Origin of the sequence: Mesobacillus thioparans (genome assembly GCF_965138835.1) — a bacterium.
GTDB lineage: Bacteria > Bacillota > Bacilli > Bacillales > Cytobacillaceae > Mesobacillus > Mesobacillus thioparans.
In genome coordinates this window covers 162173-185218 of sequence record NZ_CBCSFH010000009.1, presented here as the reverse complement: position 1 = coordinate 185218, position 23046 = coordinate 162173, and the positions used below count along the sequence as shown (strand labels likewise).

At 44.8% G+C, this 23046-nt stretch carries 24 protein-coding genes and 1 riboswitch; of the genes, 13 read left to right on the top strand and 11 right to left on the bottom strand.

Translation table 11 applies throughout. The features are described from left to right. Window positions 1–2: 2 nt before the first annotated feature. The 5 genes from menB to ACNAZ4_RS15665 all read left to right on the top strand — a co-directional run bounded on the left by menB (window position 3) and on the right by ACNAZ4_RS15665 (window position 5895). The gene (gene menB, locus ACNAZ4_RS15685) at window positions 3–821 is read left to right on the top strand and encodes a 1,4-dihydroxy-2-naphthoyl-CoA synthase (RefSeq protein ID WP_415815798.1); all 819 of its coding nucleotides are present in this window, start codon (window positions 3–5) and stop codon (window positions 819–821) included. Between the two features lie 70 nt (window positions 822–891). Next, window positions 892–2382, top strand: coding sequence for an o-succinylbenzoate--CoA ligase (locus ACNAZ4_RS15680; RefSeq protein ID WP_415815796.1), 1491 nt, complete (start codon window positions 892–894; stop codon window positions 2380–2382). After that, entirely contained in the window at window positions 2372–3478 is a 1107-nt protein-coding gene (gene menC, locus ACNAZ4_RS15675) for an o-succinylbenzoate synthase (RefSeq protein WP_415815836.1), read from the top strand. The genes ACNAZ4_RS15680 and menC overlap by 11 nt, the downstream gene beginning before the upstream one ends. 433 nt (window positions 3479–3911) lie before the next feature. Continuing rightward, on the top strand, window positions 3912–5126 hold the full coding sequence (gene hmpA, locus ACNAZ4_RS15670; protein WP_415815794.1) for an NO-inducible flavohemoprotein: 1215 nt from the start codon (window positions 3912–3914) through the stop codon (window positions 5124–5126). A 61-nt stretch (window positions 5127–5187) separates the two neighbouring features. Next, on the top strand, window positions 5188–5895 hold the full coding sequence (locus tag ACNAZ4_RS15665) for a Dph6-related ATP pyrophosphatase (protein WP_415815792.1): 708 nt from the start codon (window positions 5188–5190) through the stop codon (window positions 5893–5895). 15 nt (window positions 5896–5910) lie between these two features. Here the strand turns inward: ACNAZ4_RS15665 and ACNAZ4_RS15660 are convergent, their stop codons facing one another. The 4 genes from ACNAZ4_RS15660 to ACNAZ4_RS15645 form a co-directional block, all read right to left on the bottom strand. Next, entirely contained in the window at window positions 5911–6066 is a 156-nt protein-coding gene (locus tag ACNAZ4_RS15660) for a DUF1540 domain-containing protein (protein ID WP_415815791.1), read from the bottom strand. An 88-nt stretch (window positions 6067–6154) separates the two neighbouring features. Next, a complete protein-coding gene (locus ACNAZ4_RS15655; RefSeq protein WP_415815790.1) occupies window positions 6155–7204 on the bottom strand; it encodes a cytochrome d ubiquinol oxidase subunit II in 1050 nt (349 codons plus the stop codon). Between the two features lie 15 nt (window positions 7205–7219). After that, window positions 7220–8581, bottom strand: a complete 1362-nt coding sequence (locus ACNAZ4_RS15650; protein WP_415815834.1) for a cytochrome ubiquinol oxidase subunit I — start codon at window positions 8579–8581, stop codon at window positions 7220–7222. A 109-nt stretch (window positions 8582–8690) separates the two neighbouring features. Continuing rightward, window positions 8691–9656, bottom strand: a complete 966-nt coding sequence (locus ACNAZ4_RS15645; RefSeq protein WP_415815788.1) for a metal ABC transporter solute-binding protein, Zn/Mn family — start codon at window positions 9654–9656, stop codon at window positions 8691–8693. A gap of 224 nt (window positions 9657–9880) precedes the next feature. On the opposite strand from ACNAZ4_RS15645, the gene ACNAZ4_RS15640 reads away from it, so the two are divergent. Then, window positions 9881–10444 carry a beta-class carbonic anhydrase gene (locus ACNAZ4_RS15640; RefSeq protein ID WP_415815786.1) on the top strand — a complete coding sequence of 188 codons (564 nt, stop codon included), beginning with the start codon at window positions 9881–9883 and terminating at the stop codon, window positions 10442–10444. Between the two features lie 23 nt (window positions 10445–10467). On the opposite strand, the gene yidD is transcribed toward ACNAZ4_RS15640, so the two are convergent. Both yidD and ytzI read right to left on the bottom strand, forming a co-directional pair. Continuing rightward, window positions 10468–10722: a membrane protein insertion efficiency factor YidD gene (gene yidD / locus ACNAZ4_RS15635; RefSeq protein ID WP_415815784.1), complete on the bottom strand. Its 255-nt coding sequence runs from the start codon at window positions 10720–10722 to the stop codon at window positions 10468–10470. A 57-nt stretch (window positions 10723–10779) separates the two neighbouring features. Next, window positions 10780–10953 (bottom strand): YtzI protein, encoded by a 174-nt coding sequence (gene ytzI / locus ACNAZ4_RS15630; RefSeq protein WP_415815782.1) that lies wholly within the window; start codon window positions 10951–10953, stop codon window positions 10780–10782. 131 nt (window positions 10954–11084) lie between these two features. On the opposite strand from ytzI, the gene ACNAZ4_RS15625 reads away from it, so the two are divergent. Beyond that, window positions 11085–11525 (top strand): Dps family protein, encoded by a 441-nt coding sequence (locus ACNAZ4_RS15625; protein WP_415815780.1) that lies wholly within the window; start codon window positions 11085–11087, stop codon window positions 11523–11525. Between the two features lie 299 nt (window positions 11526–11824). Here ACNAZ4_RS15625 and ACNAZ4_RS15620 read toward each other — a convergent pair whose 3' ends face one another. Continuing rightward, window positions 11825–12079, bottom strand: coding sequence for a DUF6154 family protein (locus ACNAZ4_RS15620; protein ID WP_144477042.1), 255 nt, complete (start codon window positions 12077–12079; stop codon window positions 11825–11827). A gap of 251 nt (window positions 12080–12330) precedes the next feature. Between ACNAZ4_RS15620 and ACNAZ4_RS15615 the strand changes: the two genes are divergently transcribed. Both ACNAZ4_RS15615 and ytkD read left to right on the top strand, forming a co-directional pair. Beyond that, the gene (locus ACNAZ4_RS15615) at window positions 12331–12651 is read left to right on the top strand and encodes a hydrolase (RefSeq protein ID WP_415815778.1); all 321 of its coding nucleotides are present in this window, start codon (window positions 12331–12333) and stop codon (window positions 12649–12651) included. Between the two features lie 90 nt (window positions 12652–12741). Continuing rightward, complete coding sequence (ytkD, locus tag ACNAZ4_RS15610; protein ID WP_415815776.1) at window positions 12742–13206, top strand: RNA deprotection pyrophosphohydrolase; 465 nt, start codon at window positions 12742–12744, stop codon at window positions 13204–13206. A gap of 289 nt (window positions 13207–13495) precedes the next feature. On the opposite strand, the gene ACNAZ4_RS15605 is transcribed toward ytkD, so the two are convergent. The 3 genes from ACNAZ4_RS15605 to ACNAZ4_RS15595 are packed head-to-tail and all read right to left on the bottom strand — an operon-like array spanning window position 13496 to window position 16072. Continuing rightward, entirely contained in the window at window positions 13496–14302 is an 807-nt protein-coding gene (locus tag ACNAZ4_RS15605; protein ID WP_415815774.1) for an ABC transporter permease, read from the bottom strand. After that, window positions 14283–15059: an ABC transporter ATP-binding protein gene (locus tag ACNAZ4_RS15600; RefSeq protein WP_415815772.1), complete on the bottom strand. Its 777-nt coding sequence runs from the start codon at window positions 15057–15059 to the stop codon at window positions 14283–14285. Before ACNAZ4_RS15600 ends, ACNAZ4_RS15605 begins: the two co-directional genes overlap by 20 nt. A gap of 17 nt (window positions 15060–15076) precedes the next feature. Continuing rightward, the gene (locus tag ACNAZ4_RS15595) at window positions 15077–16072 is read right to left on the bottom strand and encodes an ABC transporter substrate-binding protein (RefSeq protein ID WP_415815770.1); all 996 of its coding nucleotides are present in this window, start codon (window positions 16070–16072) and stop codon (window positions 15077–15079) included. A gap of 136 nt (window positions 16073–16208) precedes the next feature. Between ACNAZ4_RS15595 and ACNAZ4_RS15590 the strand changes: the two genes are divergently transcribed. Both ACNAZ4_RS15590 and ACNAZ4_RS15585 read left to right on the top strand, forming a co-directional pair. Continuing rightward, window positions 16209–16979 (top strand): alpha/beta hydrolase family protein, encoded by a 771-nt coding sequence (locus tag ACNAZ4_RS15590; protein WP_415815832.1) that lies wholly within the window; start codon window positions 16209–16211, stop codon window positions 16977–16979. A gap of 41 nt (window positions 16980–17020) precedes the next feature. Continuing rightward, on the top strand, window positions 17021–17263 hold the full coding sequence (locus tag ACNAZ4_RS15585) for a DUF2584 domain-containing protein (RefSeq protein WP_415815768.1): 243 nt from the start codon (window positions 17021–17023) through the stop codon (window positions 17261–17263). A gap of 134 nt (window positions 17264–17397) precedes the next feature. Here the strand turns inward: ACNAZ4_RS15585 and pckA are convergent, their stop codons facing one another. Continuing rightward, window positions 17398–18987: a phosphoenolpyruvate carboxykinase (ATP) gene (gene pckA, locus ACNAZ4_RS15580; RefSeq protein ID WP_415815766.1), complete on the bottom strand. Its 1590-nt coding sequence runs from the start codon at window positions 18985–18987 to the stop codon at window positions 17398–17400. 280 nt (window positions 18988–19267) lie between these two features. Next, window positions 19268–19408: riboswitch (SAM riboswitch) on the top strand. A gap of 284 nt (window positions 19409–19692) precedes the next feature. Here pckA and metK point away from each other — a divergent pair. Continuing rightward, window positions 19693–20895 (top strand): methionine adenosyltransferase, encoded by a 1203-nt coding sequence (gene metK, locus ACNAZ4_RS15575; RefSeq protein WP_415815764.1) that lies wholly within the window; start codon window positions 19693–19695, stop codon window positions 20893–20895. Between the two features lie 254 nt (window positions 20896–21149). Beyond that, window positions 21150–23045 (top strand): asparagine synthase (glutamine-hydrolyzing), encoded by a 1896-nt coding sequence (asnB, locus tag ACNAZ4_RS15570; protein WP_415815762.1) that lies wholly within the window; start codon window positions 21150–21152, stop codon window positions 23043–23045. Window position 23046 lies beyond the last annotated feature (1 nt).

The following is a 23046-nucleotide window of genomic DNA, read 5'->3' as shown; positions in this document are numbered from 1 at the left end:
TAATGACAGTTGAATGGGTTTCAGAACGCAATTACGAAGATATTCTGTATGAAACATATAATGGCATTGCGAGAATCACCATTAACCGCCCGGAAGTACGCAACGCTTTCCGTCCTAAGACGGTTATGGAAATGATTGATGCATTTTCTTATGCTCGTGATGATTCTAGTGTTGGCGTAATCGTCCTTACTGGAGCTGGAGATGATGCATTCTGTTCTGGTGGTGACCAGAAAGTGCGCGGACATGGTGGGTACGTTGGTGAAGACGAGATCCCGCGTTTGAACGTCCTCGACCTTCAGCGTTTGATTCGTGTAATTCCTAAACCAGTTGTCGCTCAGGTAAAAGGTTACGCAATCGGCGGAGGCCATGTGCTTCATGTCGTATGTGACTTGACAATCGCGGCTGATAACGCTATTTTCGGCCAGACAGGCCCTAAAGTAGGAAGCTTTGATGCCGGTTACGGTTCAGGCTACCTCGCAAGAATCGTCGGCCACAAAAAGGCACGTGAAATCTGGTACCTGTGCCGCCAGTACAATGCCCAGGAAGCTTTGGACATGGGTCTTGTCAACACAGTTGTACCTCTTGACCAGGTTGAAGAAGAAACACTCAAGTGGTGTGAAGAAATGCTTGAGAAGAGCCCAACTGCGCTTCGCTTCCTGAAAGCAGCAATGAACGCTGATACTGATGGACTCGCTGGACTTCAGCAGATGGCAGGAGATGCAACACTGCTTTACTACACAACAGAAGAAGCGAAAGAAGGCCGCGACGCATTCAAGGAAAAGCGCAAGCCAGACTTCGGCCAGTTCCCTAGATTCCCTTGATTTTATAATTTGACGCAGCTTGATGGACCTCCATCAAGCTGTTTTAGTATGTAGAGAAAGGGTGACATCAATGACAGAAACGATGCCGAATTGGCTGAAAAAGCGGGCCGATCTCTCTCCAGACCGGGAAGCGCTGATTTTTGAAGGACACACCTTTACATTTAAGCAAGTTTTTGAAAAAGCACAAACGTATGCTGGAAAACTGGGTGTCCTGGGTCTGCAAAAGGGTGTAGCGGTTGCCGTGCTGTTTTCCAATCAGGCTGAGTCAGCATTTATTTTATATGCTTTGCAAATGGCTGGAATCAGGGCGGTCATTTTGAACAATCGCCTGACCTCTGAAGAGCTTTCATGGCAGCTGGATGACAGTCAAGCAGACGTACTTCTATATGAAACTCGCTTCAATGATAAAGTGGCAGCAATTCATTCTGATACAAAGAATGTTAGCATCCATGAATTGAAAGAACTCGAGGGAATACATCCACGTATTCTTGAAGAATACGATATGGATGAAGTCACTACGATCATGTATACATCAGGCACGACCGGTAATCCAAAAGGGGTAATGCAAACATATGGGAACCACTGGTGGAGCGCGAATGCATCAGCACTCAATCTTGGTTTGCATGTTCAGGATAAATGGCTTTGCACTGTGCCGATTTTCCATATCAGCGGCTACTCTATTTTAATGAGAAGTCAAATTTATGGAATGCCGATTATTTTACATTCTTCTTTTGAAGAGAAAAAGGTAAGCGATGATATCCGTCGATACGAGATCACCATTATGTCGGTCGTCAGCACGATGCTAAGGCGGATCATAGACGAATTAGGATCTGACAGACTGCCGGAATCATTCCGCTGCATGCTGTTGGGCGGAGGGCCTGCTCCTTTGCCTTTACTTCAATCCTGTTTGGAAAAAGATATCCCGGTATTCCAAACGTATGGGATGACTGAGACTTCTTCACAGTTTGCGACATTGTCACCGGAATACAGCATTGAGCGACTTGGTTCTGCCGGTAAAGCATTATTCTCCAACCAGATTCGGATAGTTGACGAAGATAGCCAGGATGTTCCGCCGGGAGCAGAGGGAGAAATTATTGTAAAAGGCCCGAATGTGACAGTCGGGTACTTGAACCGTGCTGATGAAACAGCAGATAAAATCCGCGAGAGATGGCTTTATACCGGAGATATTGGCTATGTGGACGGCGATGGATTCCTATATGTGCTTGACCGCCGTTCCGATTTGATTATTTCCGGCGGAGAAAATGTCTATCCTGCTGAAATTGAAGGCGTCCTGCTTTCGCATCCAGGCGTGGCTGATGCAGGAGTGATTGGAATGCCTGATGAGCAATGGGGACAGGTGCCTGTTGCTTTCACTGTGAAAAATGCATTTGGCGTGTCCGAAGAAGAGTTGCTCAAGCTCTGTGAACAGAAACTTGCAAAATACAAGCTTCCGAAAAAATTCTACTTTGTTGACAGCCTGCCGCGTAATGCTGCAAAGAAATTATTAAGACGCAAACTGCGCGAGTGGCTGGATGCGGAGCGTGATGAAAATGGAAATTAAGTCCGTGCATTTATCGATCATTAAAATGCCGTTGAAGCAGCCTTTCATGACCCATTTAGGTTCGGTCACCGACAGGGAAGCGATCATTGTAGAAGTGAAAGATCGTAAGGGCATCAACGGCTATGGTGAAGGAGTAGCATTTTCTTCTCCATGGTATACGGAGGAAACGGTGCAAACCTCCTACCATGTGCTTAAAGACTTTTTGATTCCTCTTTTGAAAAAAAAGGGGGTCAGCCATCCTGATGAAGCTTTCGGATTATTCAGTTCCGTGCGCAGGAACCATATGGCAAAGGCGGCCCTTGAAACAGCACTGTGGGATTTGCAGGCGAAGAAAGAGGAAATTCCGCTATCGAGTCTTATTGGCGGAACGATGTCAGAGATCCCTGCAGGTGTGGTTGTCGGGAACCCAAATTTGTCTGAAGTCCTGAAACAAATCGAAAGCTATCTGGAGCAAGGCTTCAAGCGCGTGAAAATTAAAATAAGCCCCGAAACTGACTACCAGTTAATTTCGAGAATTCGTCAGCGGTTTCCTGATCTGCCACTGATGGCCGATGCAAACTCGGCATACTCTCTCAGGGATGCGGACCGATTAAAAGCACTTGATGATTTTGGCCTGCTGATGATCGAACAGCCGCTGGGGTTTGATGACATTGTTGATCATGCCAAACTTCAGAACCAGATAAAAACACCAATCTGCCTGGATGAAAGCATCGTCACTTTCGATGACGCCAGGAAAGCAGTGGAGCTTAGCAGCTGCGGCGTCATTAATATAAAAATCGGCCGTGTCGGCGGCATTGGTGAAGCAAAAAGAATTCATGATTACTGCCACTCAAAAGGGATTCCTGTCTGGGCCGGCGGCATGATCGAATTCGGCATTTCAAGAGCACATAATATTGCGCTCGCTTCATTGGCTGGATTCACGATACCAGGTGATATCTCTGGTTCGGACCGCTATTGGAAAGAAGATATCATACAGCCAGAAATCAAGGTTGATAACGGGATGATCCAGATACCAGATAACCCTGGCATCGGTTTTGAACTGAACAGGAAACGAATGAAGGAAGTTACTATTTTTGAAGAACGGTTTGAGTTTTAAAAATGTGGAGAGAGCACTGCTTAGACAGTGCTCTATTTTTGTTCTCACAAAACTGGAAAAAATCAGTGTCTTTTTCCAGTTCGCTATAAAAATTGAAAAGTCGCTATAAAAGAGAAAAAGTCGCTATAAAAATTGAAAAGTCGCTATAAAAAAGAAAAAGTCGCTATAAAAACAAAAAACTCGCTATAAAAATTTTTGTCAGGTCTTTTTTCGTACAGGTTGATGGCTTAAATCAGTCTTTTCCCTAATTTTTATTTTTATTATGAAATCCGTTTGGAATGGAGCAAATCCCAATGAAAAATCCGATTCGAAAGAACTATTTTACGATAGTGTGATTTGCATCACTTAGTCTGCCGATATAATTTATTATAATCACTATGGGAATGAGGAAAACACCTCAACGAAAAGTTACAAACATAGGGGAGTGTATGAAATGCTAGATCAAAAGACGATTGAAACCATCAAATCTACTGTACCAGTACTAGAAGTGCACGGTGAACAAATCACGACAGTTTTCTATAAAACAATGTTCGAAAACCATCCTGAGTTATTGAACATTTTTAACCATGCGAACCAGAAGCAGGGCAGACAGCAAAGGGCGCTTGCTGGAACAGTCTATGCTGCTGCAAAATATATCGACAATCTTGAAGCGATCCTTCCGGTTGTAAACCAGATTGCACATAAGCACCGCAGCCTTGGTATCCTGCCTGAGCATTATCCAATCGTCGGTAAGCACCTGTTGATTGCGATCAAGGAAGTTCTAGGAGATGCGGCTACAGATGAAATCATCAATGCGTGGGCCGATGCGTATGGTGTGATCGCGGATGCGTTCATCTCTGTCGAAGCGGAAATGTATGATGAAGCTGCTAGCCAGAGAGGCGGCTGGAAGGACTTCCGTCCATTTATTGTTGCGAAAAGGGTTGAGGAAAGTGAAGTCATCACTTCTTTCTACTTGAAGCCGGTCGATGGGAAGGCAATCGCTTCATTCAAGCCAGGACAGTATATCAGCATCAAGCTTGAGATCGAAGGCGAAGAATTCACACATATCCGCCAGTACAGCCTGTCAGATGCTCCTGGGAAAGATTATTACCGTATCAGCGTTAAAAAGGAAGCTGGCATGGAATCTCCGGATGGCAAAGTATCCAACTACCTGCACAACAGCGTAGAAGAAGGCGAAGTCCTGCAAATCAGTGCACCAGCAGGCGACTTCTTCCTTGATACACAAAAAGACACTCCAGTCGTCCTGCTAAGCGGAGGCGTTGGATTGACTCCGATGGTCAGCATGCTGAACACCGTTGCAGAACTGCAGCCTGAAAAAGAAGTTACTTTCATCCATGCAGCCCAGAACGGAAAAGTCCATGCCCTTAAAGATGAAGTCGCAGCAACCGCAGCCAAAGCAAAAGTGAACTCAGTGGTATTCTACGACCAGCCAACAGAAGAAGACCGCCAGAACAACAGCTTTGATGTTGAAGGCTATATTACAAAAGAATGGCTAAAGGAAAATGTGAACCTTGAACAATCAGACTTCTATTTCTGCGGCCCGGTACCATTCATGAAAGCAGTCAACTCTGCTTTAAAAGACCTTGGCGTAGCAGAAGACAGAATTCACTTCGAATTCTTTGGACCAATGGCAAGTCTTGAAGCATAATTAACAGTAAAGCACTCTTCCTAGAAGAGTGCTTTTTTAAGGAGTAAAGGAGGCTGTCAAAATGAAAATAGCTATTGGTTTCAGCGGAGGTAAGGATTCCACGCTGGCATTATATAAAATACAAAATAATCCGGATTATGAGATTGATTCTTTAGTCGTGACACTAACTGAAGGGTTGGGGGGTGTTTCCATCCATGGAGTCCGCCATGAGCTGCTGAAACAGCAGGCGGAGTCTTTAGGAATTCAATTAAGGGAGGTCTGGATTCCTCAGGAATGCTCGGATGAAAAGTATCAAGAAATTATGAAAAAAGAATTCTCGCATATGAAGGACGCAGGAGTCACACATATTGTTTTTGGTGATATTCACTTGAAGGATATTAGAGAATATAGGGAAAAACTACTGGAAGGAACCGGGTTGACTCCTATATTTCCTCTGTGGAATCGCTCTGTTGGTGAAATCAGCAATGAGTTTATTCAGCTTAGCTTTAAGACTGTGCTGACCTGCATTGATATGGATGCATTGGACAGAAGCTTTGTCGGAAGAATCTATGACAGGGAATTAATCAATGATTATCCAAAAATCCATGATATTTGCGGAGAAAAGGGAGAATTCCACTCTTTTGTGTTTGATGGTCCAAACTTTGGGTTTCCTATAAGGTTTGAAAAAGGGGATGAAAAAGTCTCTCCAGATTATTTTACCGGAAGGGATCGGTTTCTTTTTATTGACCTTATTCCTCTTGAAAGTGATACAAAAACAGGACCGGTTTGACCCGGTCCAAAAAAATTAACTTAAAGCTTCAAATGTCTTGCAGTCGGTTTCCTTGCTATTGTCGGCTGTCTCGCCGGAATGGCTGACTACATAGATTTTGTCGGCATTGCAAAGGTTGCCATGCTCCCAATATTGACAGTTGTTGACTTCGCACAATACGTCTTTAGCCATTGGTGTACCACTCCTTTTTTTGATTGATACACCTTTAGCTTGCGGCTTGAGGGTATAACTCATTCAAGCTAATATTAGGCAAAAGAAATCAAGTTTGTTCCCTGGTCTTTTTTTGTCGCAGATATCTTTTATCCTGCATGAATAGGCTCCAAAAATAGATGAATCCCGGAAACAGAATCAGGAAACCGACAATATAGGTGGTGAATACAGCCCGGAATGAATTCGGGTCGGTGAATGCCGACTGGATTGTTACTTCGGGATAGACGATATAAGGCAGATGGGCTTTTCCGTATACATAGCTTGCTGCCAGGTATTGCAGCGTAATCATGATGACAGCGAGCCTTGGCATTCCTCGAAGCGATTTTTTTCCAAGAGAAGGAAGGATAAGCGCCAGGCCGCCGATCAAAAAAAGGACAACCGACAGGATCAGAATCGGCAGATCGTCCATCATTTTATCATAAATCCATGCTGCCTCATTTCTCAATGTCAGCATGATTGCAAAAGCCATGACCAGCGAAATCGGCCCAAGAATCAAGGCATCACGTCTATAGACATTGTAAGCCTGAAACTCTTCTGATGCTTTTGAGTAATCGGCAAGCAGCAGGGATGACAGAAATAGCGTACTGCTGACGGCAAAGCCTATAAAGGCATATTCATTTGGACTGGTGAACAATTTTACAAGGTTCAGGTTTTGGGAGCCATCCGAGAACTCAACAAAACCGCCATGAGTGATTGGGAGGACGCTGATCAGCAGGCCGGGAATCAGGATACCACAGATTCCTGAAATATAAGTAAGCACCTTGCGATAATCTTCGGCTATATTCGAAAAAACGAGGAAAGCACTTCGTACCGATAACAAAAGCAAAATCATGCTGCCGGGAATCAGCAGGACGGTGCCCAATGTGTAAGCAGCTTTCGGAAACATGCTGTATACGGCGACGACCAGGGCGACGATGAAGGTGTTCGTCACCTCCCAGGTTGGCGAGAGGTAGCGGTTGGCGATATTCGTTGCCTTTGTTTTCGTTCTATTTATGTACACCATCGACCAGAAGCCAGCGCCAAAATCCATCGTGGCCATGACAGCATAGATAAAAACGAAGCCCCACAGGACGGTTATTGCAGTTAGCGCATCAGTCACAGCGGATCACCCTTTTCACGTATTTGAATCGAACAATGGAACCTCTTTTTGCTGTGCCCGGTTTAGGTCGTCTAAAACGGTGTTTTTCCTGAAATAATATCGGAGAACGATGATTTCCATGACACCAAGCAAAACGTACACTGCAGCAAAAAGGATAAATAATATTCCAAGATTTGTTGCGGTGGTCGCGGCATCGGCAGTAGTTAGCACACGGTAAATTACCCATGGCTGCCTTCCCGTACAGGCGAAAATCCAGCCGAACTCAATGCCGAGCATAGCAAGTGGGCCGGAAGCCACGAACAGCCACATCAGGAATTTCGGGAATTTATCTTTCTTCAATAGTTTGTTCCATACAAAGGCAATCAATGAAAGCATGATAAGCAGCATGCCGACTCCAACCATTGCATTGAACAGCGTATGGATAAACAGCGGCGGCCAATGCTCCTCCGGAAAATCATTGAGTCCTTTTACTTCAGTTTCAAATGAATTGCCTGCCAGGAAACTGAGTGCCCATGGGATTTCGATTCCCCATTTGACGGATTCAGTTTCCCTGTCCGTAAATCCGCCAATTGCTAGAGGCGCGTATTTTTGAGTTTCAAACAAGCCTTCGGCACCTGCCAGTTTCTCCGGCTGGTATTCATGCAGGTATTGAGCTGCTGAATGCCCGTTGGCCGCAGTCAGGATCGAGAAAATACCGCCAATGATCAGGCTGGCCATCAATGCTTTTTGGTGGAATTTATAGAGACGCGAACCCAAATCACTTTTTAGCATTTTGTAAGCTGCCACTGTGGCGATGATAAAAGCTCCAGTCATATAGGCGGTGAATACAACATGCACCGCTGTCACCCCGAAGCTTGGATTAAAGAAGGCTGCCCATGGGTCGATGTCAACGAGCTCGCCATTTTCGACCCTGAAACCTGCAGGGGTCCCCTGGAATGCATGGACATTTGTGATCAGGACAGCGGAAGCAAGTGCGCCTAGAGCCACTAGTGTCAGGCTGGCAATCCTCATCCATGGTGCAATCCTGTCAGCGGCGTACACATAAATCGACATGAACAAAGCTTCGACGAAGAATGCATAAATTTCAATCTGGAACGGCAGGGCCATGACTCGGCCGATGACTTCCATGAACCCGGGCCATAGGAGGGATAGCTGGACCCCTGCAATCGTGCCGGTCGGGATGCCGACCCCAAGAGTGACCGCGAAGGCTTTCGTCCATCTTTTCGCCATGACCGCATAATCCTTGTCATTTGTTTTTTGATAGAGCAATTCCGCAGCGAGTATCATCAGCGGCAGTCCAACGCCGATTGTCGCATTGATAATATGGAACCCCATGGTTGTCCCGAACAGGGAACGGGCAATCAGTATATTATCCATCATTTAACTTCCTTTCCGTTATATGCCTCCTTCTATTGTTTTCACTTTATGGGAAAATATGTAGGGTGAATCCAATAAAAAAACCTCCCGAATTGGGAGGCATTTACAATCATTCATTAAGTGCTTTTTCTAGAGTCGAAAGGTTCTTCTCCATCAGCGTGAAGTATGTTTCTTTGTTTTTTATGTCTTCATCTGTCAACACAGAGAGGTTGTGGAGTGTAAGTGGTTTAGCACCGATTTCTTCCTGGACCATCTTTGCAAGCTTTGAGTGAAAGTTTTGTTCGTTCAAGACATATTTTATTTTTTCATCCCTAGCATGGGAGATGAGTTTTTGAAGTTCCTTCTGGGATGGCTCATTTGTCGTCGACAGGCCAGAAATGCTGGTTTGCTCAAGGCCGTATCGTTTTTCCCAATAGCTGTAGGCTGAGTGGGCTACGATGATTTCCTTGCGATTGGCAGCCCTGATTACCTCTGTAAATTCCTTGTCTAAATCCTTTAATTGGGCAGCAAGCTCAGAATAATTTTTCTCAAAAGTATCTTTGTGCTCGGGCATTTCCTCAACTAATTGTTCCTTGATTGTAAGAGCAAGTTCGTTTGCATAGATTGGATCTAGCCATACGTGCGGGTCGATATCACCGTGTGCGTGGTCTTCGTCACTTGCTTGCTCATCTTCGCCATGGTCTTCCTGCTCTCCAGTTCCTCCTTCGCCAATATGCAGCGAATCTCCGACTGGGACCATTTTTACATCCTCATTCTTCAATGTTTTGCCGGCTTTATCGACGAATCCTTCAAGGCCAAGGCCGATATAGAAAAACAAGTCTGCGTCAGCGAGCGCCATCATATCTTTTTGTGAAGGTTCAAATGTATGCTCATCTGCTCCAGGCGGATAGATCGTTTTTACATCGACAAATTCACCGCCGATTTGCTGGGTGAAAAACTGAAGCGGATAAACAGTTGTGTAGACTTGCAAAAGGTTTTTATCCTTTTCCTTATTAGATGTCTCCTCTTGCCCGCAGCCGCTGAGGAAAGATGAGATGATTAGTAATAAAGATAATATAAAAGCGGATTTTTTCATATAGGCCTCCCGAATTCAAAACGTACTCATTACGATTTATAAAGTGTACTGGTAAAATTCATTTTAGTTTTCTAGTCAGCTGTAAAAAATATTAATTCGTAATCGTTACGATTTACCTTCTGTATCATACAAAAGGATTGAGTCAAAATCAAGTAAAACATTTTGGCTCAGCAGTGATTTGCGGTATTCTATTAAAGAGAACATGTTATAAAGGAGAAGAGAAGATGAGAATGCTTGAGGAAATCCTTCATTTTAACGAACAATTTGTAGCTGAAAAGAAATATGAAGAGTTCACGACTACCAAATTTCCAAACAAAAAAATGGTCATTTTAACATGCATGGATACAAGGCTTGTCGAGCTTTTACCAAGAGCGCTGAACATTCGGAATGGTGATGTAAAAATCGTCAAGAATGCCGGAGCACTCATCATGCATCCGTTTGGAAGTATCATGAGAAGCCTGCTTGTCGCTGTTTATCAGCTCCAGGCAGAGGAAGTGGCAATCATTGGCCATTATGACTGCGGCATGAGCGGGATGAAGCCTGATATCGTGATAGAAGAGATGAAAAAGCGCGGTGTCAGCGATGATATGCTGAATACCTTGAACTACTCTGGTATCGATGTGCAGGAATGGCTTCACGGTTTTGACAATGTCAAGGACAGCGTCGCCCACAGTGTCGAAATCGTAAAAAACCATCCCTTGATGCCTAAGGATGTTCCTGTTCATGGTCTCGTCATCGATCCGGCAACAGGAAGGCTGGATTCCGTGATCGATGGATATGAAAAGTAATGAGTTAGGTGCACTGATCCGGCTTAATGATCATGTGCTTTCGTCTTTTTCTTGGCTGGCCATTCTTCAGGGACTGGGTCAAACCCGCCTGGATGCAGTGGCTGGCATTTCAGGATGCGCACGATCGTCAGCCATCCGCCTTTGAAGGGACCGAATTTTTGGATCGCTTCAAGCCCGTAATGGGAGCAAGTCGGATAAAAACGGCAAGATGGCGGCTTTAATGGCGAAATGGCGATCTGATAAAATCGGATGATGCCGATGAATGCTTTTTTTAGCATAAAAAATCCCTTCTTAATAAATAGATTCAGGAAAAGGAGCTGGCTTTCGGCTCCTTTTTATTTATTTTCACCAGGTTCTTCGTCTTTAGAAGCACTTTCCCTGGTGTCTTCGCTGCTGTTTTCAATCGGGTCAATCGTGTGTTTGTATTGATATGCTTTAGAAGTTGTCAACACGCTTAAAACCAGGACAACGATGACGATAATGACTGAGATAATCAAAATGGTATACATAATACGTCCTCCTTTGTTCAAAATTATTGTAGCATGTTCCTTTCCGGGATAGGAAAAAAGTTGCTGGCAGCATGTTTTTTCTCGCGCAGGAAGGGGAATATATATGATGACTAAGAGGAGGATGAATTTACATGGCACAAACTGAATTAATTCAAGCAGTAAACAAACAAGTTGCGAACTGGACGGTTCTTTATACTAAGCTTCACAACTATCATTGGTATGTAAAAGGCCGCCACTTCTTTACTCTTCATGTGAAATTTGAAGAACTTTACAATGAAGCAGCGACAATCATTGACGAATTTGCAGAAAGAATTCTCGCGTTGGACGGAAAGCCTGTCGCAACGCTTAAAGAATATTTGGAGCTGTCTTCTGTAAAAGAGGCATCAGGTTCTGAAAAAGAAGAAGAAATGGTCAAGCAATTGCATGATGATTTTTCAACAATCGTGGACGAGCTCCAGGAAGCAATCGAACTTGCAGAGAAGGCTGACGATACCGCTACCGCCGACATGATGACGGAAGTGAAAATGAGCCTTCGCAAACATATGTGGATGTTCAAGGCTTATCTTGGATAACAGAAAAGCGGAAGCGCCTCGGTCAGCCCCGACAAGCGTTGGAGGGCCGACCGGTGAAGTCGTTCTTTGACTTCATTGGGCGGACCGAAACGACTCGAGCTGCTCAAAGCTAACGCTTTTCGCAAGATACTCCAGAAGCCTACTCAGGGATGAAAACTGGCTAGGCGCTGGAGCTGGACAATTATATAAGTGGATTTTACACTTTCTTATACAGAAAAAAAACTGGCTGATTGGCCAGTTTTTTTCTGTGTAAATAAAGAAAAACCGGCCTCAGCCGGTTCGTATGTATGGGTATTACGTTAATGGATGTTGCGGGAAGGATATGTGACAGAACGCGCTCCAAAATCATCCTGGGCAAATTTCCCCTTAAGGCTTTCGATCAAATAGAGACCCATCAGATCATAAAGCTCCTGCTTATCAAGGTCTTGGATGATCTTCAACAAGTCTTCACGGCTCATTTCTTCAAGGAAGGCAAAAGCGAGCATATCGATATCCTCTTCGTCACCGGTCAATTTATTGCGGTAAAGTTCGTATAGCTCATCAATCAATTTCATGGCATTTCACCTCTCCTTCTTGTTTCTTCGTATTCCTATACTTATTTAATACCCTCCAGAGGAAAAAATATGCCTTGAACTTGAAGTATTTCCCTGTTGGGCGACTGATTTACTTTATCTTTATTCGTGCTCTAATTTTATCATACTCCTTCCTTTAAAAGTAATTTGGAGTGCATAAAAATTATTTATTTTAATGATATTCAGTATAAAGGATTATAGACGCAGGGAACGATATCCATGAGGTGAGACAGATGACAGAAAGCAAAAAAACTTATTATATCAACATCAGTGATGGCGAGATTCAAAGCGTATCGACTGCCTCTCCATGGAATTTCAAAATCGAGGCAAATGATGAGGAAATCACTGCATTAAGGGAAATATTCGACCAGGGCCATTCTACCGGCTGGCAGAATTTCATGAGGGCGCATGTTCCATATGTCCAATACCATTATGACCGTGAAAACGATGCGCTTGACAGACAATTGCTCCAGACATATGAAATGATCTACAAACTCGGTGATGAAGAAGCGAGGAACCATATTGAGAGCATGGGAATCCTTCCTGAAAAATAAGGCAGCCGCAGACAAATCGTCTGCGGTTTATTCATTGTTTGTTTTTCTATATAATTAGATCATGATATAGATCGGGGAGAGGAATCGATCATGGAAAAGTTTAAAGCAATGAATGGTGAGGAAGTCATCATGTCCTTTCAGGAAAATGCCTTTGATAAAATGGCATGCCATGTGCTGGTCATCTGTAAATATCGAGGCGAGTGGCTATTGACTAACCATCGAGTCAGAGGGCTTGAGTTTCCAGGAGGCAAAATGGAAAAAGGTGAAACTTTGCATGAGGCTGCCCGCCGGGAAACCATGGAAGAAACCGGGGCAGTATTAAGCAGGCTTGAGTTTATCGGTGAGTATCAAGTTATGTCGAAGAAAGATTCCTTTGTTAAAAGAATCTTTTACGGTGAAGTGGAGAAAATCATTCCCCAGGATAACTATCTGGAAACATGGGGACCCGTGCTTGTAAGCGGAGATCTGCTGTCGGAACGAATGAGGGATGAGTACAGTTTTATCATGAAGGACGATGTAATCAAACACACGCTTGAATTTTTGAATAAGAAATGATGTAAGGATGGAGGCAGCTTGTGTGATCGCCGGCTTTTTTTAGTTGAATCAATAAAAGGAGGCAAAATTCACATCATAGTTGGCCATAACTAGTGCAGTCAGCTAACTTATTGGCGAAAAATTAATTTTATTGGCGGAGTTCACAATTTTATTGGCGAAAATCTGATTTTATTGGCGAAATTCACATCTTTATTGGCGAAAATCTGATTTTATTGGCGATGGCACAACTAATTTTAAAATGAGAATCATTATATCAAAAAAGCAGAAAAAGCCGGACATCCGGCTTTTTTTACTGGTTACTTTTAATCAGTTTCTTTTCAAGCAGCTCGACCAGCTGATACATCACGGTGGCGAACACGGCGATGACCAGCAGCGACAGGAACACGAGCGTGAAGTTGAAAACCTGGAATCCGTAGATGATCATATATCCGAGGCCTCGTGAGGATACGAGGAATTCTCCGACCATGACTCCCACCCAGCTCAGGCCGACGTTCACCTTCAAGGTTGAAATGATCGTCGGAAACGAGGCGGGGAGGATGGCTTCTCGGAAGCACTGGGTTCTTGTCGCACCAAAGGTTTCCAGCACTTTCAAATAGTTAGGGTCCACTTCTTTAAAAGCGGTGTAGACCACGATGGTCGTGATGATTACGGAGATGATGGCGCCCATGGCAATGATTGAGGTCATATTGGTCCCAAGGGCGACAATCAGGATCGGGCCGAGCGCGACCTTTGGCATTGAATTCAAAATGACAAGGTACGGATCCAATATTCTGGATAACAGCGGCGACCACCATAATATTGCCGCAAGGATGGTCCCGGCAAGAGTTCCGATGATGAATCCAAGGACCGTTTCTGTCAGTGTTATGCCAAGATTGACAGCGAGCGAACCGTCAAGCGTCTTCTCAATCAGCAGCTTCCAGACTTTTGAGGGTGAGCTGAAGAGAAGGGGGTCAATCCATTTTTTCTGGCTAGATATTTCCCAGCTCGCAAAAAAGGCGATGAAAATCAGCAACTGGTAGAGGCGGACTTTGAGCCGCTCTCTGCTTAGCTGTTTCAGGTATTGTTGATGGAGGAGTTCAGTTTTCTTCTGGTTCAATGGATTCCAACTCCTTCCATATCGTCTGGAACAACTCATTGTATAAAGGGTGGTTCCTCGCCTCAAAAGGACTCAGGTTCCTAAGCTCTTCTGGCATAGAGAAGGTTTTATGCAAGCGTCCTGGCCTTGGCGAGAACAGGAATATACGATCGCTCATCGCAATGGCTTCCCCGATATCATGCGTGACCAGAATCGCAGTTTTTCCAAATGTCTTGAATGTATTTGAAACGAGGTCCTCGAGCTTTAATTTCGTTTGGTAATCCAGGGCGGAAAAAGGTTCATCGAGCATGAGCAGCTTTGGCTCGGTTGCCAGTGTTCTCACCAGGGCAACACGCTGGCGCATCCCGCCGGACAGCTGTTTCGGATAAAGTTTTTCTACATTTTCCAGCCCCATCTGCCCCAGAAGCGCTAAAACTTCGTCTTTTTTTGTTTTTTCCAATGTTCCGCTGATCTTTAATCCCAGCAAGATATTCTCCTCGATCGTTTTCCAAGGGAACAAGTAGTCCTGCTGCAGCATGTATCCGGTCTGATTCGCAGCTTCCTTGACGGATTTATCTTCGAGTTTTACCTGGCCGTCAGAAGGATTGATCAACCCTGCGATAATCGAAAGCAGTGTCGTCTTGCCGCAGCCGCTCGGACCCAGGAAGGAGACGAATTCCCCTTCCTGGACATCGAGTGAAATGTTATTAAGCGCAGTGACAGCAGATGTTTTTGTAAAATAGGTGTGATGGATCCCTCTTAATGTCAAAAAGTCCATTAGGCTGCAACCTCCTGTTATTTCATGACTTTTCCTGCCACCTCAGTATTGACTAAAGTGTCATGGCTGACCTGTTTAGGAAGTTCCCCGGCTTCGTCCATGATGGTCTGGAGATTGTTCCACTCCTCCTCATCCAGGATTGGGTCTGTTGCGTATGAACCCTGGCTCTTATAGCGGTCAATAACTGTTTCGATTAGTGCAAGATCTGTATCTTTAAAATACTCCTGGATTGCTTCTGCGGTTTCCTTGGCGCTGTGGGAATCAACCCATTGCTGAGCTTTGTAGACCGCTCTTGTGAACTTTTCGATCGTTTCCGGGTTTTTCTTCATGTAGCTTTGTTTTGCCATGAATGTGGTATAAGGTACATGACCGGACTCCGTACCGAATGAAGCGACGATGTGACCTTTTCCTTCTTTTTCAAACATGCTTGCCTGCGGCTCGAATAGCTGCACAAAGTCGCCGGTTCCGGAAGCAAAGGCATTTGGAATATTCGCGTAATCAATATTTTGGATCATCTTTAAATCCTGTTTTGGATCGATGTCGTGTTTCTTGAGCACGAATTCACCGACCATCTGCGGCATTCCGCCTGTACGCTGTCCGAGATAGGTAGACCCCTTCAACTGATCCCATGTAAAATTGTCGATTTTCTCTCTGGAAACAAGGAAGGTGCCATCTGTCTGGGTCAGCTGGGCGAAGTTGATGACTGGGTCGTTTGAATCCTGCGCATAGACGTAAATGGAAGTTTCCGAGCCAACAAGGGCAATATCTGCCGCATTCGACAGCACGGCGGTCATCGTTTTGTCACCGCCCCAGGCTGTCGTGAGCTCGATTTTCAAACCTTCTTCCTCAAAAAATCCTTTGGCAAGGGCAACATATTGAGGAGCATAGAAAATCGAACGTGTAACCTCTGCCACTTTTACAGTCTGTACCTTGTCTTGACTGCAGGCTGCTAGAGGTATAATAAGTACGGCAACCAAAAATAAAGCAAAACCAGCTTTCAACCATTTTTTCATATACATGCCTCCTAAAATCTGTCTTAATTTGGGCTTACGATAATGTATGAGGGGCGGAAAAATGTGTGAATGCCCAGTAGCAAAATAGAAAAAAATTCATATAAGAGGAGTGATCACGGTGGAAAATGACGGTCAAATGATATCAGCTTATAAATTTCCTTCCCCCAACCCCTCGGTCGAGCTTGAAATGGTGACCTATATAGCAGGCGGACTGCGCGTCAAGGGTCTGCTGGCAAAACCGGCTGATGGAAGCGGGACAGAAGGATTCCTTTATCTCCGCGGCGGAATCAAAAATGTTGGAAAGGTAAGGCCGGCCCGGATTGCCCAGTTTGCTTCCGAAGGATTTACGGTTTTCGCCCCTTTTTACCGAGGCAACCAGGGTGGTGAAGGGGACGAGGATTTTGGGGGAGATGACCGTGCAGATGCTTATGCCGGCTTCAGGCTGCTCCAATCCTTGCCAGGGGTGGAAAGAGTCCATGTCTTTGGGTTCTCCCGCGGGGGATTAATGGCCCTGCTGACCGCCATTAAATTTCCGGAGACAGCCTCAGTTGTCACCTGGGGCGGCGTGACCGATATGTTTTTAACCTATGTGGAAAGAAAAGACTTGAGAAGGATGATGAAAAGGGTAATTGGCGGATCTCCGAAAAAGGTGCCGAACCGGTATAAATTCAGGACGCCCTTATACGAAATCGAAAACCTTGAATCACCTGTCCTGCTGATCCACGGGCGCAACGATCGCAATGTGTCTGCTGAACACTCCTATCGGATCGAGAAACGGTTAAAAGAGTTGGACAAGCCAGTGGAAAGCTGGTATTTTGATGAATATACGCACTATTTTCCACCGTTCATGAACAGGAAAGTGGTCACTGATTTAACGAATTGGATGAAATCCCAGCCACAACAATGATAGAATGGATTTGAAGTTATTTGTGAAGAGGAGCGAAAACGATGGGGATGCCATTAGAGTTGAATACAATGATCGTGACAAAGGGCCGCGAAAAAAGGCTCAAAGACAATTTCTTCTCTTTGAAAAAGGAAGGCTACAGGCTTTATCCAATTGACATTCCACTAGAAGTCAAAAAGACGATCGAAGGCGACCTGACTGGAACAGGGGTCATCTCAAAAGTCGAGTGGACAGAAAAAGAAACAACCATAACGTATCAATTAGTTTCCTTGAATTCTACGAACTGAGCAGGGCACAATTTTTGTGCTCTGTTTTTTTGTGGAACTGCAGGTGTGAACGGAAGAGAGGAAACGGGAAAAAGAAGGATTGTACTCAAAAAACAAAGGCCATCTCTTCTCCGGAGATGGCCTCGCTCAAATTCTTATTTAACGGTTGGTCCGCCTTTTTCTTCGATTTCAGAAGGTACGTTCGTGAACTTTTTGAAGTTATCGCGGAACTGGTCTGCGAGTTCGTTTGCTTTTGCGTAGTAGGCGTCTTTGTCGCTCCATGTTTTGACCGGCTGGAGGACATCGTCAGGTACACCTGGTACGTGCAGCGGGATATCGAGGCCGAAGATTGAGTCTTTGGCGGTTTCGACATTGTTCAGTTCGCCTTCAAGGGCTGCCTGGACCATTGCGCGTGTGTAAGCAAGCTTCATACGGCTGCCCGTTCCGTATTCTCCGCCTGTCCAGCCAGTATTCACCAGGAATACCTTCGCGTTATGCTCATCGATTTTTTCGCCGAGCATTTCCGCGTACCTTGTAGCTGCTAGTGGCAGGAATGGAGAACCAAAGCATGTTGAGAACGTAGCCTGCGGTGATGTGATGCCGCGTTCTGTTCCAGCAAGCTTCGAAGTGTATCCGCTTAAGAAATGATACATTGCCTGTTCCTTTGTCAGCATGGCGATTGGAGGCAGGACTCCGAATGCATCAGCAGTAAGGAAAACAATCGCGTTTGGATGTCCAGCGATGCTTGGATCCACGATGTTTTCGATAGCCTGGATTGGATAGGCTGCACGAGTGTTTTCAGTCAGACTGCCGTCATCATAATCGGCTACACGTGTGTCGTCATCGACTACGACATTCTCAAGGACGGATCCAAAGCGGATCGCATCAAAGATTTGCGGTTCTTTTTCCTTGGACAAATTTATGCATTTCGCATAGCAGCCGCCTTCGATGTTGAACACACCGTTAGCTGACCAGCCATGCTCATCATCACCAATCAACCGGCGATTATTATCAGCAGATAAAGTTGTTTTGCCTGTGCCAGATAGTCCGAAGAACAAGGCTACATCGCCTTCGCGTCCGACATTCGCAGAGCAGTGCATTGAAAGGATACCGTTTTCCGGAAGCAAATAGTTCATTACAGAGAAAATCGATTTCTTCATTTCACCCGCATATTCCGTTCCGCCGATCAAGACAACGCGCTGTTCGAAGGAAACGATGATGAACGTTTCTGAGTTCGTTCCATCGACCTCAGGATCCGCTTTGAAAGTAGGTGCTGAAATAACCGTGAACTCGGATTCGTGCTCAGCAAGCTCTTCCTCTGATGGACGGATGAACAATTGATGGACGAACAGGTTGTGCCATGCGTATTCATTGATGACCTGGATTGGCAGGCGGTATTTCTTATCCGCGCCGGCGAATCCCTTGAATACGAATACTTCCTCTTTATCTTTAAGGAATTTCAATACCTTATTATATAGCTTCGTGAACGATTCCTCGGAAATTGGCTGGTTGACAGAGCCCCAGTCAATTTTGTCTTTTACGGATTCTTCTTCGACAATGAATTTATCTTTTGGTGAACGGCCAGTATATTTACCAGTAGTCGCTCTTACTGCACCAGTCGATGTCAAAAGACCTTCATTGCGGTTCAGGACCTTTTCGACAAGCTGGGGAACAGATAGCTGTACCTGTACATTGTTTCCGTTTAATAGTGCTGAAAGTTCATTTGATATTCCTACAACGTTCATCGGAGGATACCTTCCTTTTTCAAAGATTAATATTTTGTAAGTGTTTACATCACGGTATTAGTATAACACATTGGAGCAATTAATCTATACTAATGATGAAAAAATTACCTTGTACCTACCTTGCGTTATATAATTCTTTCTTTATATAGTCAAGTAAAAGGGGTTGGTTTGTCCTCATTTTATTTAAAAGAATATCTTTCAACAACAATCGACAATTTTACCGAGAAAATGATTGACATGGCCTTACAGGTTCGTTATGATTTTGATTTGAACGGATACTCTCTTATCCCGAGCTGGTGGAGGGACAGGCCCAATGAAACCCAGCAACCTGCAAACGAGAAAAACAGCCTATGAATAAGCTGATCTTTTCCGGGCAAAGGTGCTAACCTGACGCAAGGGAATTGCCCTTGAACGATAAGAGCGAAAGGCGCGGTTAAAGCTAAAACCTTTCCTCACAATTGGAGAGGTTTTTTATATTGCTTTTTTCTGTCCGATGCATGGAAATGCAATCGGAATGCCTTCTTTGGTGTCATTGCTCCCGTGGGTGAAAATTAGGAAAAAAGAAATTCATCATGAATACTAAACAAATTTTTCTAATAAAAACTCAGCGTTTATTTCATACTACATAGGGAATGAGTACCGTATCAAACGAGGTCTGTATTGGGACAGCCTCGATCAATTTTTATACATGAGGGAGGAACTCAGATGTCAAACAAACGCCGTTTGTTCACTTCTGAATCAGTAACAGAAGGCCATCCGGATAAAATTTGCGATCAGATTTCTGACGCGATTTTGGATGCGATCCTTGCTAAAGATGCTAACGCACGTGTTGCTGCTGAAACATCAGTTACGACAGGCCTTGTACTAGTTGCGGGCGAAATCACTACATCTACATACGTAGATATTCCGAAAATCGTACGTGAAACAGTCAAGGAAATTGGCTACACTCGCGCGAAGTACGGTTTCGACGCTGAAACTTGCGCAGTTTTGACTTCAATCGACGAGCAGTCTGCTGACATCGCGATGGGTGTTGACCAGGCGCTTGAGGCACGTGAAGGCCAGATGTCCGATGCTGAAATCGAAGCAATCGGTGCTGGTGATCAGGGCTTGATGTTCGGTTTTGCATGTAATGAAACGAAAGAGCTTATGCCTCTTCCAATTTCATTGGCTCACAAGATTTCACGCCGCCTTACTTTAGTGCGTAAGGAAGAAATCCTTCCATATCTTCGTCCGGATGGAAAAACTCAAGTAACAGTTGAATACGATGAGAACGACAAGCCAGTCCGCATCGATACGATCGTTATCTCAACTCAGCACCACCCAGAAGTTTCGCTTGAGCAGATCCAGCGTAACCTTAAGGAACATGTCATCAACCCTGTCGTACCGGCAGAATTGATCGACGAAAACACAAAATACTTCATCAACCCAACTGGCCGTTTCGTAATCGGCGGACCACAAGGTGATGCAGGTCTTACTGGCCGCAAAATCATCGTTGATACTTACGGCGGATACGCTCGCCACGGCGGAGGCGCTTTCTCTGGTAAGGATCCGACAAAAGTTGACCGTTCAGCTGCATACGCTGCACGTTACGTTGCGAAGAACATCGTTGCTGCCGGCCTTGCTGAAAAAGTTGAAGTTCAGCTTGCATATGCAATCGGCGTTGCCCGTCCGGTATCCATCTCGATCGATACGTTCGGAACAGGCAAGGTAAGCGAAGATGTATTGATCGATGTTGTTGAAAGCAACTTCGACCTTCGTCCAGCTGGAATCATTAACATGCTTGACCTGCGCAAGCCGATCTACAAGCAGACAGCTGCTTACGGACACTTCGGCCGTTCTGACGTTGACCTTCCATGGGAGCGTACAGACAAGGCTGAAACACTTCGCACTCAAGCTCAAGGTAAATAAAAAGTACAAAGGGAGTTGCATAGAAATATGTAACTCCCTTTATTATTTGGCGTCTAACTAATGGAAGAGAGGATAGTCCTCAGGTTTGCATCTGGTCCAAAAGGTGTAAAATAGAGTATTACCTTAAATTTCCCTCAGATTTTACTGCAAAAATTTTGCGTTTAATGGTAGTATTAGATGGTATGTTTTTAGCAAGTAAAATTACTGGAAAATCACAATAAATTTTTTCTGAAATGGAGAAGGTGAAGTACATAATGTGTGGCTTTATCGGTTGTGTACATGAAAATGCACAGGAATTCAGCAGCGATGACAAGCAGCTGTTTAAAAATATGAATGATATCATCACCCACCGCGGACCTGATGATGACGGGTATTTCTATGATGAGCATATCCAGTTCGGCTTCCGCCGTCTGAGCATCATCGACCTTGAGGCTGGCCATCAGCCATTGACTTATGAAAATGAACGCTATTGGATCATTTTCAACGGTGAAATCTACAACTATCTTGAACTTCGTGAAGAGTTGATTGAAGAAGGGATGACTTTCGAAACACACTCTGACACTGAAGTCATAATTGCCCTTTACAGCCATCTTAAAGAGCAGGCTGTCGACAAGCTGCGCGGAATGTTCGCATTTGTCATCTGGGATAAAGAGGAGCAGGTTCTTTACGGTGCGCGTGACCATTTCGGCATCAAGCCTTTCTTCTACTTTGAAGATGAAAAACGCACATTCTTCGGATCTGAAAAGAAGAGCATTTTGCTGGCGCTTCAAAATGATGTCATTGATTACAAAGCACTGCAGCACTATTTGACTTATCAATTCGTTCCAGAACCTAACACGATGTCTGAAGGCATTTACAAGCTTGAGCCAGGGCATTATTTTACAAAGAAAATCGGTTCGCCGATGGAAATCAAGCGTTACTGGAAAGCGAGCTTTTCGCCAATCCACAAAACAGAGGATGAATTCACGAAGGAAATCAGGGACGTCCTGTTCGAATCAGTGAAAATCCATATGCGCAGTGATGTGCCGGTTGGTTCTTTCCTTTCAGGCGGAATTGATTCTTCGATCATCGCGTCGATTGCGAAGCAATACCATCCTGGAATCAAGACTTTCTCTGTCGGATTCGAACAGAATGGTTTCAGCGAGATTGATGTCGCCAAGGAAACGGCTGACCGACTGGGAGTTGAAAATATCAGCTACGTGATCAGCCCGCAGGAATACATGGATGAACTTCCTAAAATCATGTGGCATATGGATGACCCGCTCGCTGACCCGGCCGCTATACCTTTGTATTTCGTTGCCCGTGAAGCAAGAAAGCATGTAACGGTTGTCCTTTCAGGCGAGGGTGCCGATGAATTGTTCGGCGGTTATAATATCTACCGCGAACCACAGGACCTAGAGGTTTTCAATAAGATTCCCGGAGTAGGGAAGGCGATGCTCAAGGGCATCTCGAAAATGATGCCAGAGGGCATGAGAGGCAAGAGCTTCATTGAGCGCGGCGTGACTCCAATGCAAGAGCGCTATATCGGAAACGCGAAAATGTTCACTGAAAAAGAGAAGAGCGAGCTGCTTCACGTTTATAATGGCCAGTACGATTACAGGGATGTCACGAAGCCTTTATACCGCGAAAGCAGAGGCTACGACCCGGTTGATACCATGCAGTACATTGATATCCACACTTGGATGCGCGGCGATATTTTATTAAAGGCTGATAAGATGACGATGGCCCATTCTTTGGAGCTTCGCGTACCGTTCCTGGATAAGGTTGTTTTTGAGACAGCATCAAAGATTCCTACAAGCCTGAAGACAGCGAATAATACAACGAAGTATATTTTGCGTAAAGCGGCTGAAGGAGTGGTTCCTGACCACGTGCTTACCCGCAAGAAACTAGGCTTCCCGGTGCCGATCAGACACTGGCTGAAGAATGAAATGAACGAGTGGGCAAAGAACATCATCAAGGAAAGCAACACAGAACATCTCATCAATAAGTCTTATGTGTTAAGGCTATTGGATGAACACTGCCAGAACAAGGCGGATAACAGTCGGAAAATCTGGACAGTGCTGATGTTCATGATGTGGCATGATGTATATGTCGAAAAAAAATACTCCTTCCAGAAGGAGTATGAGGCTCAAAAAGTATTGCAGTCTTAAT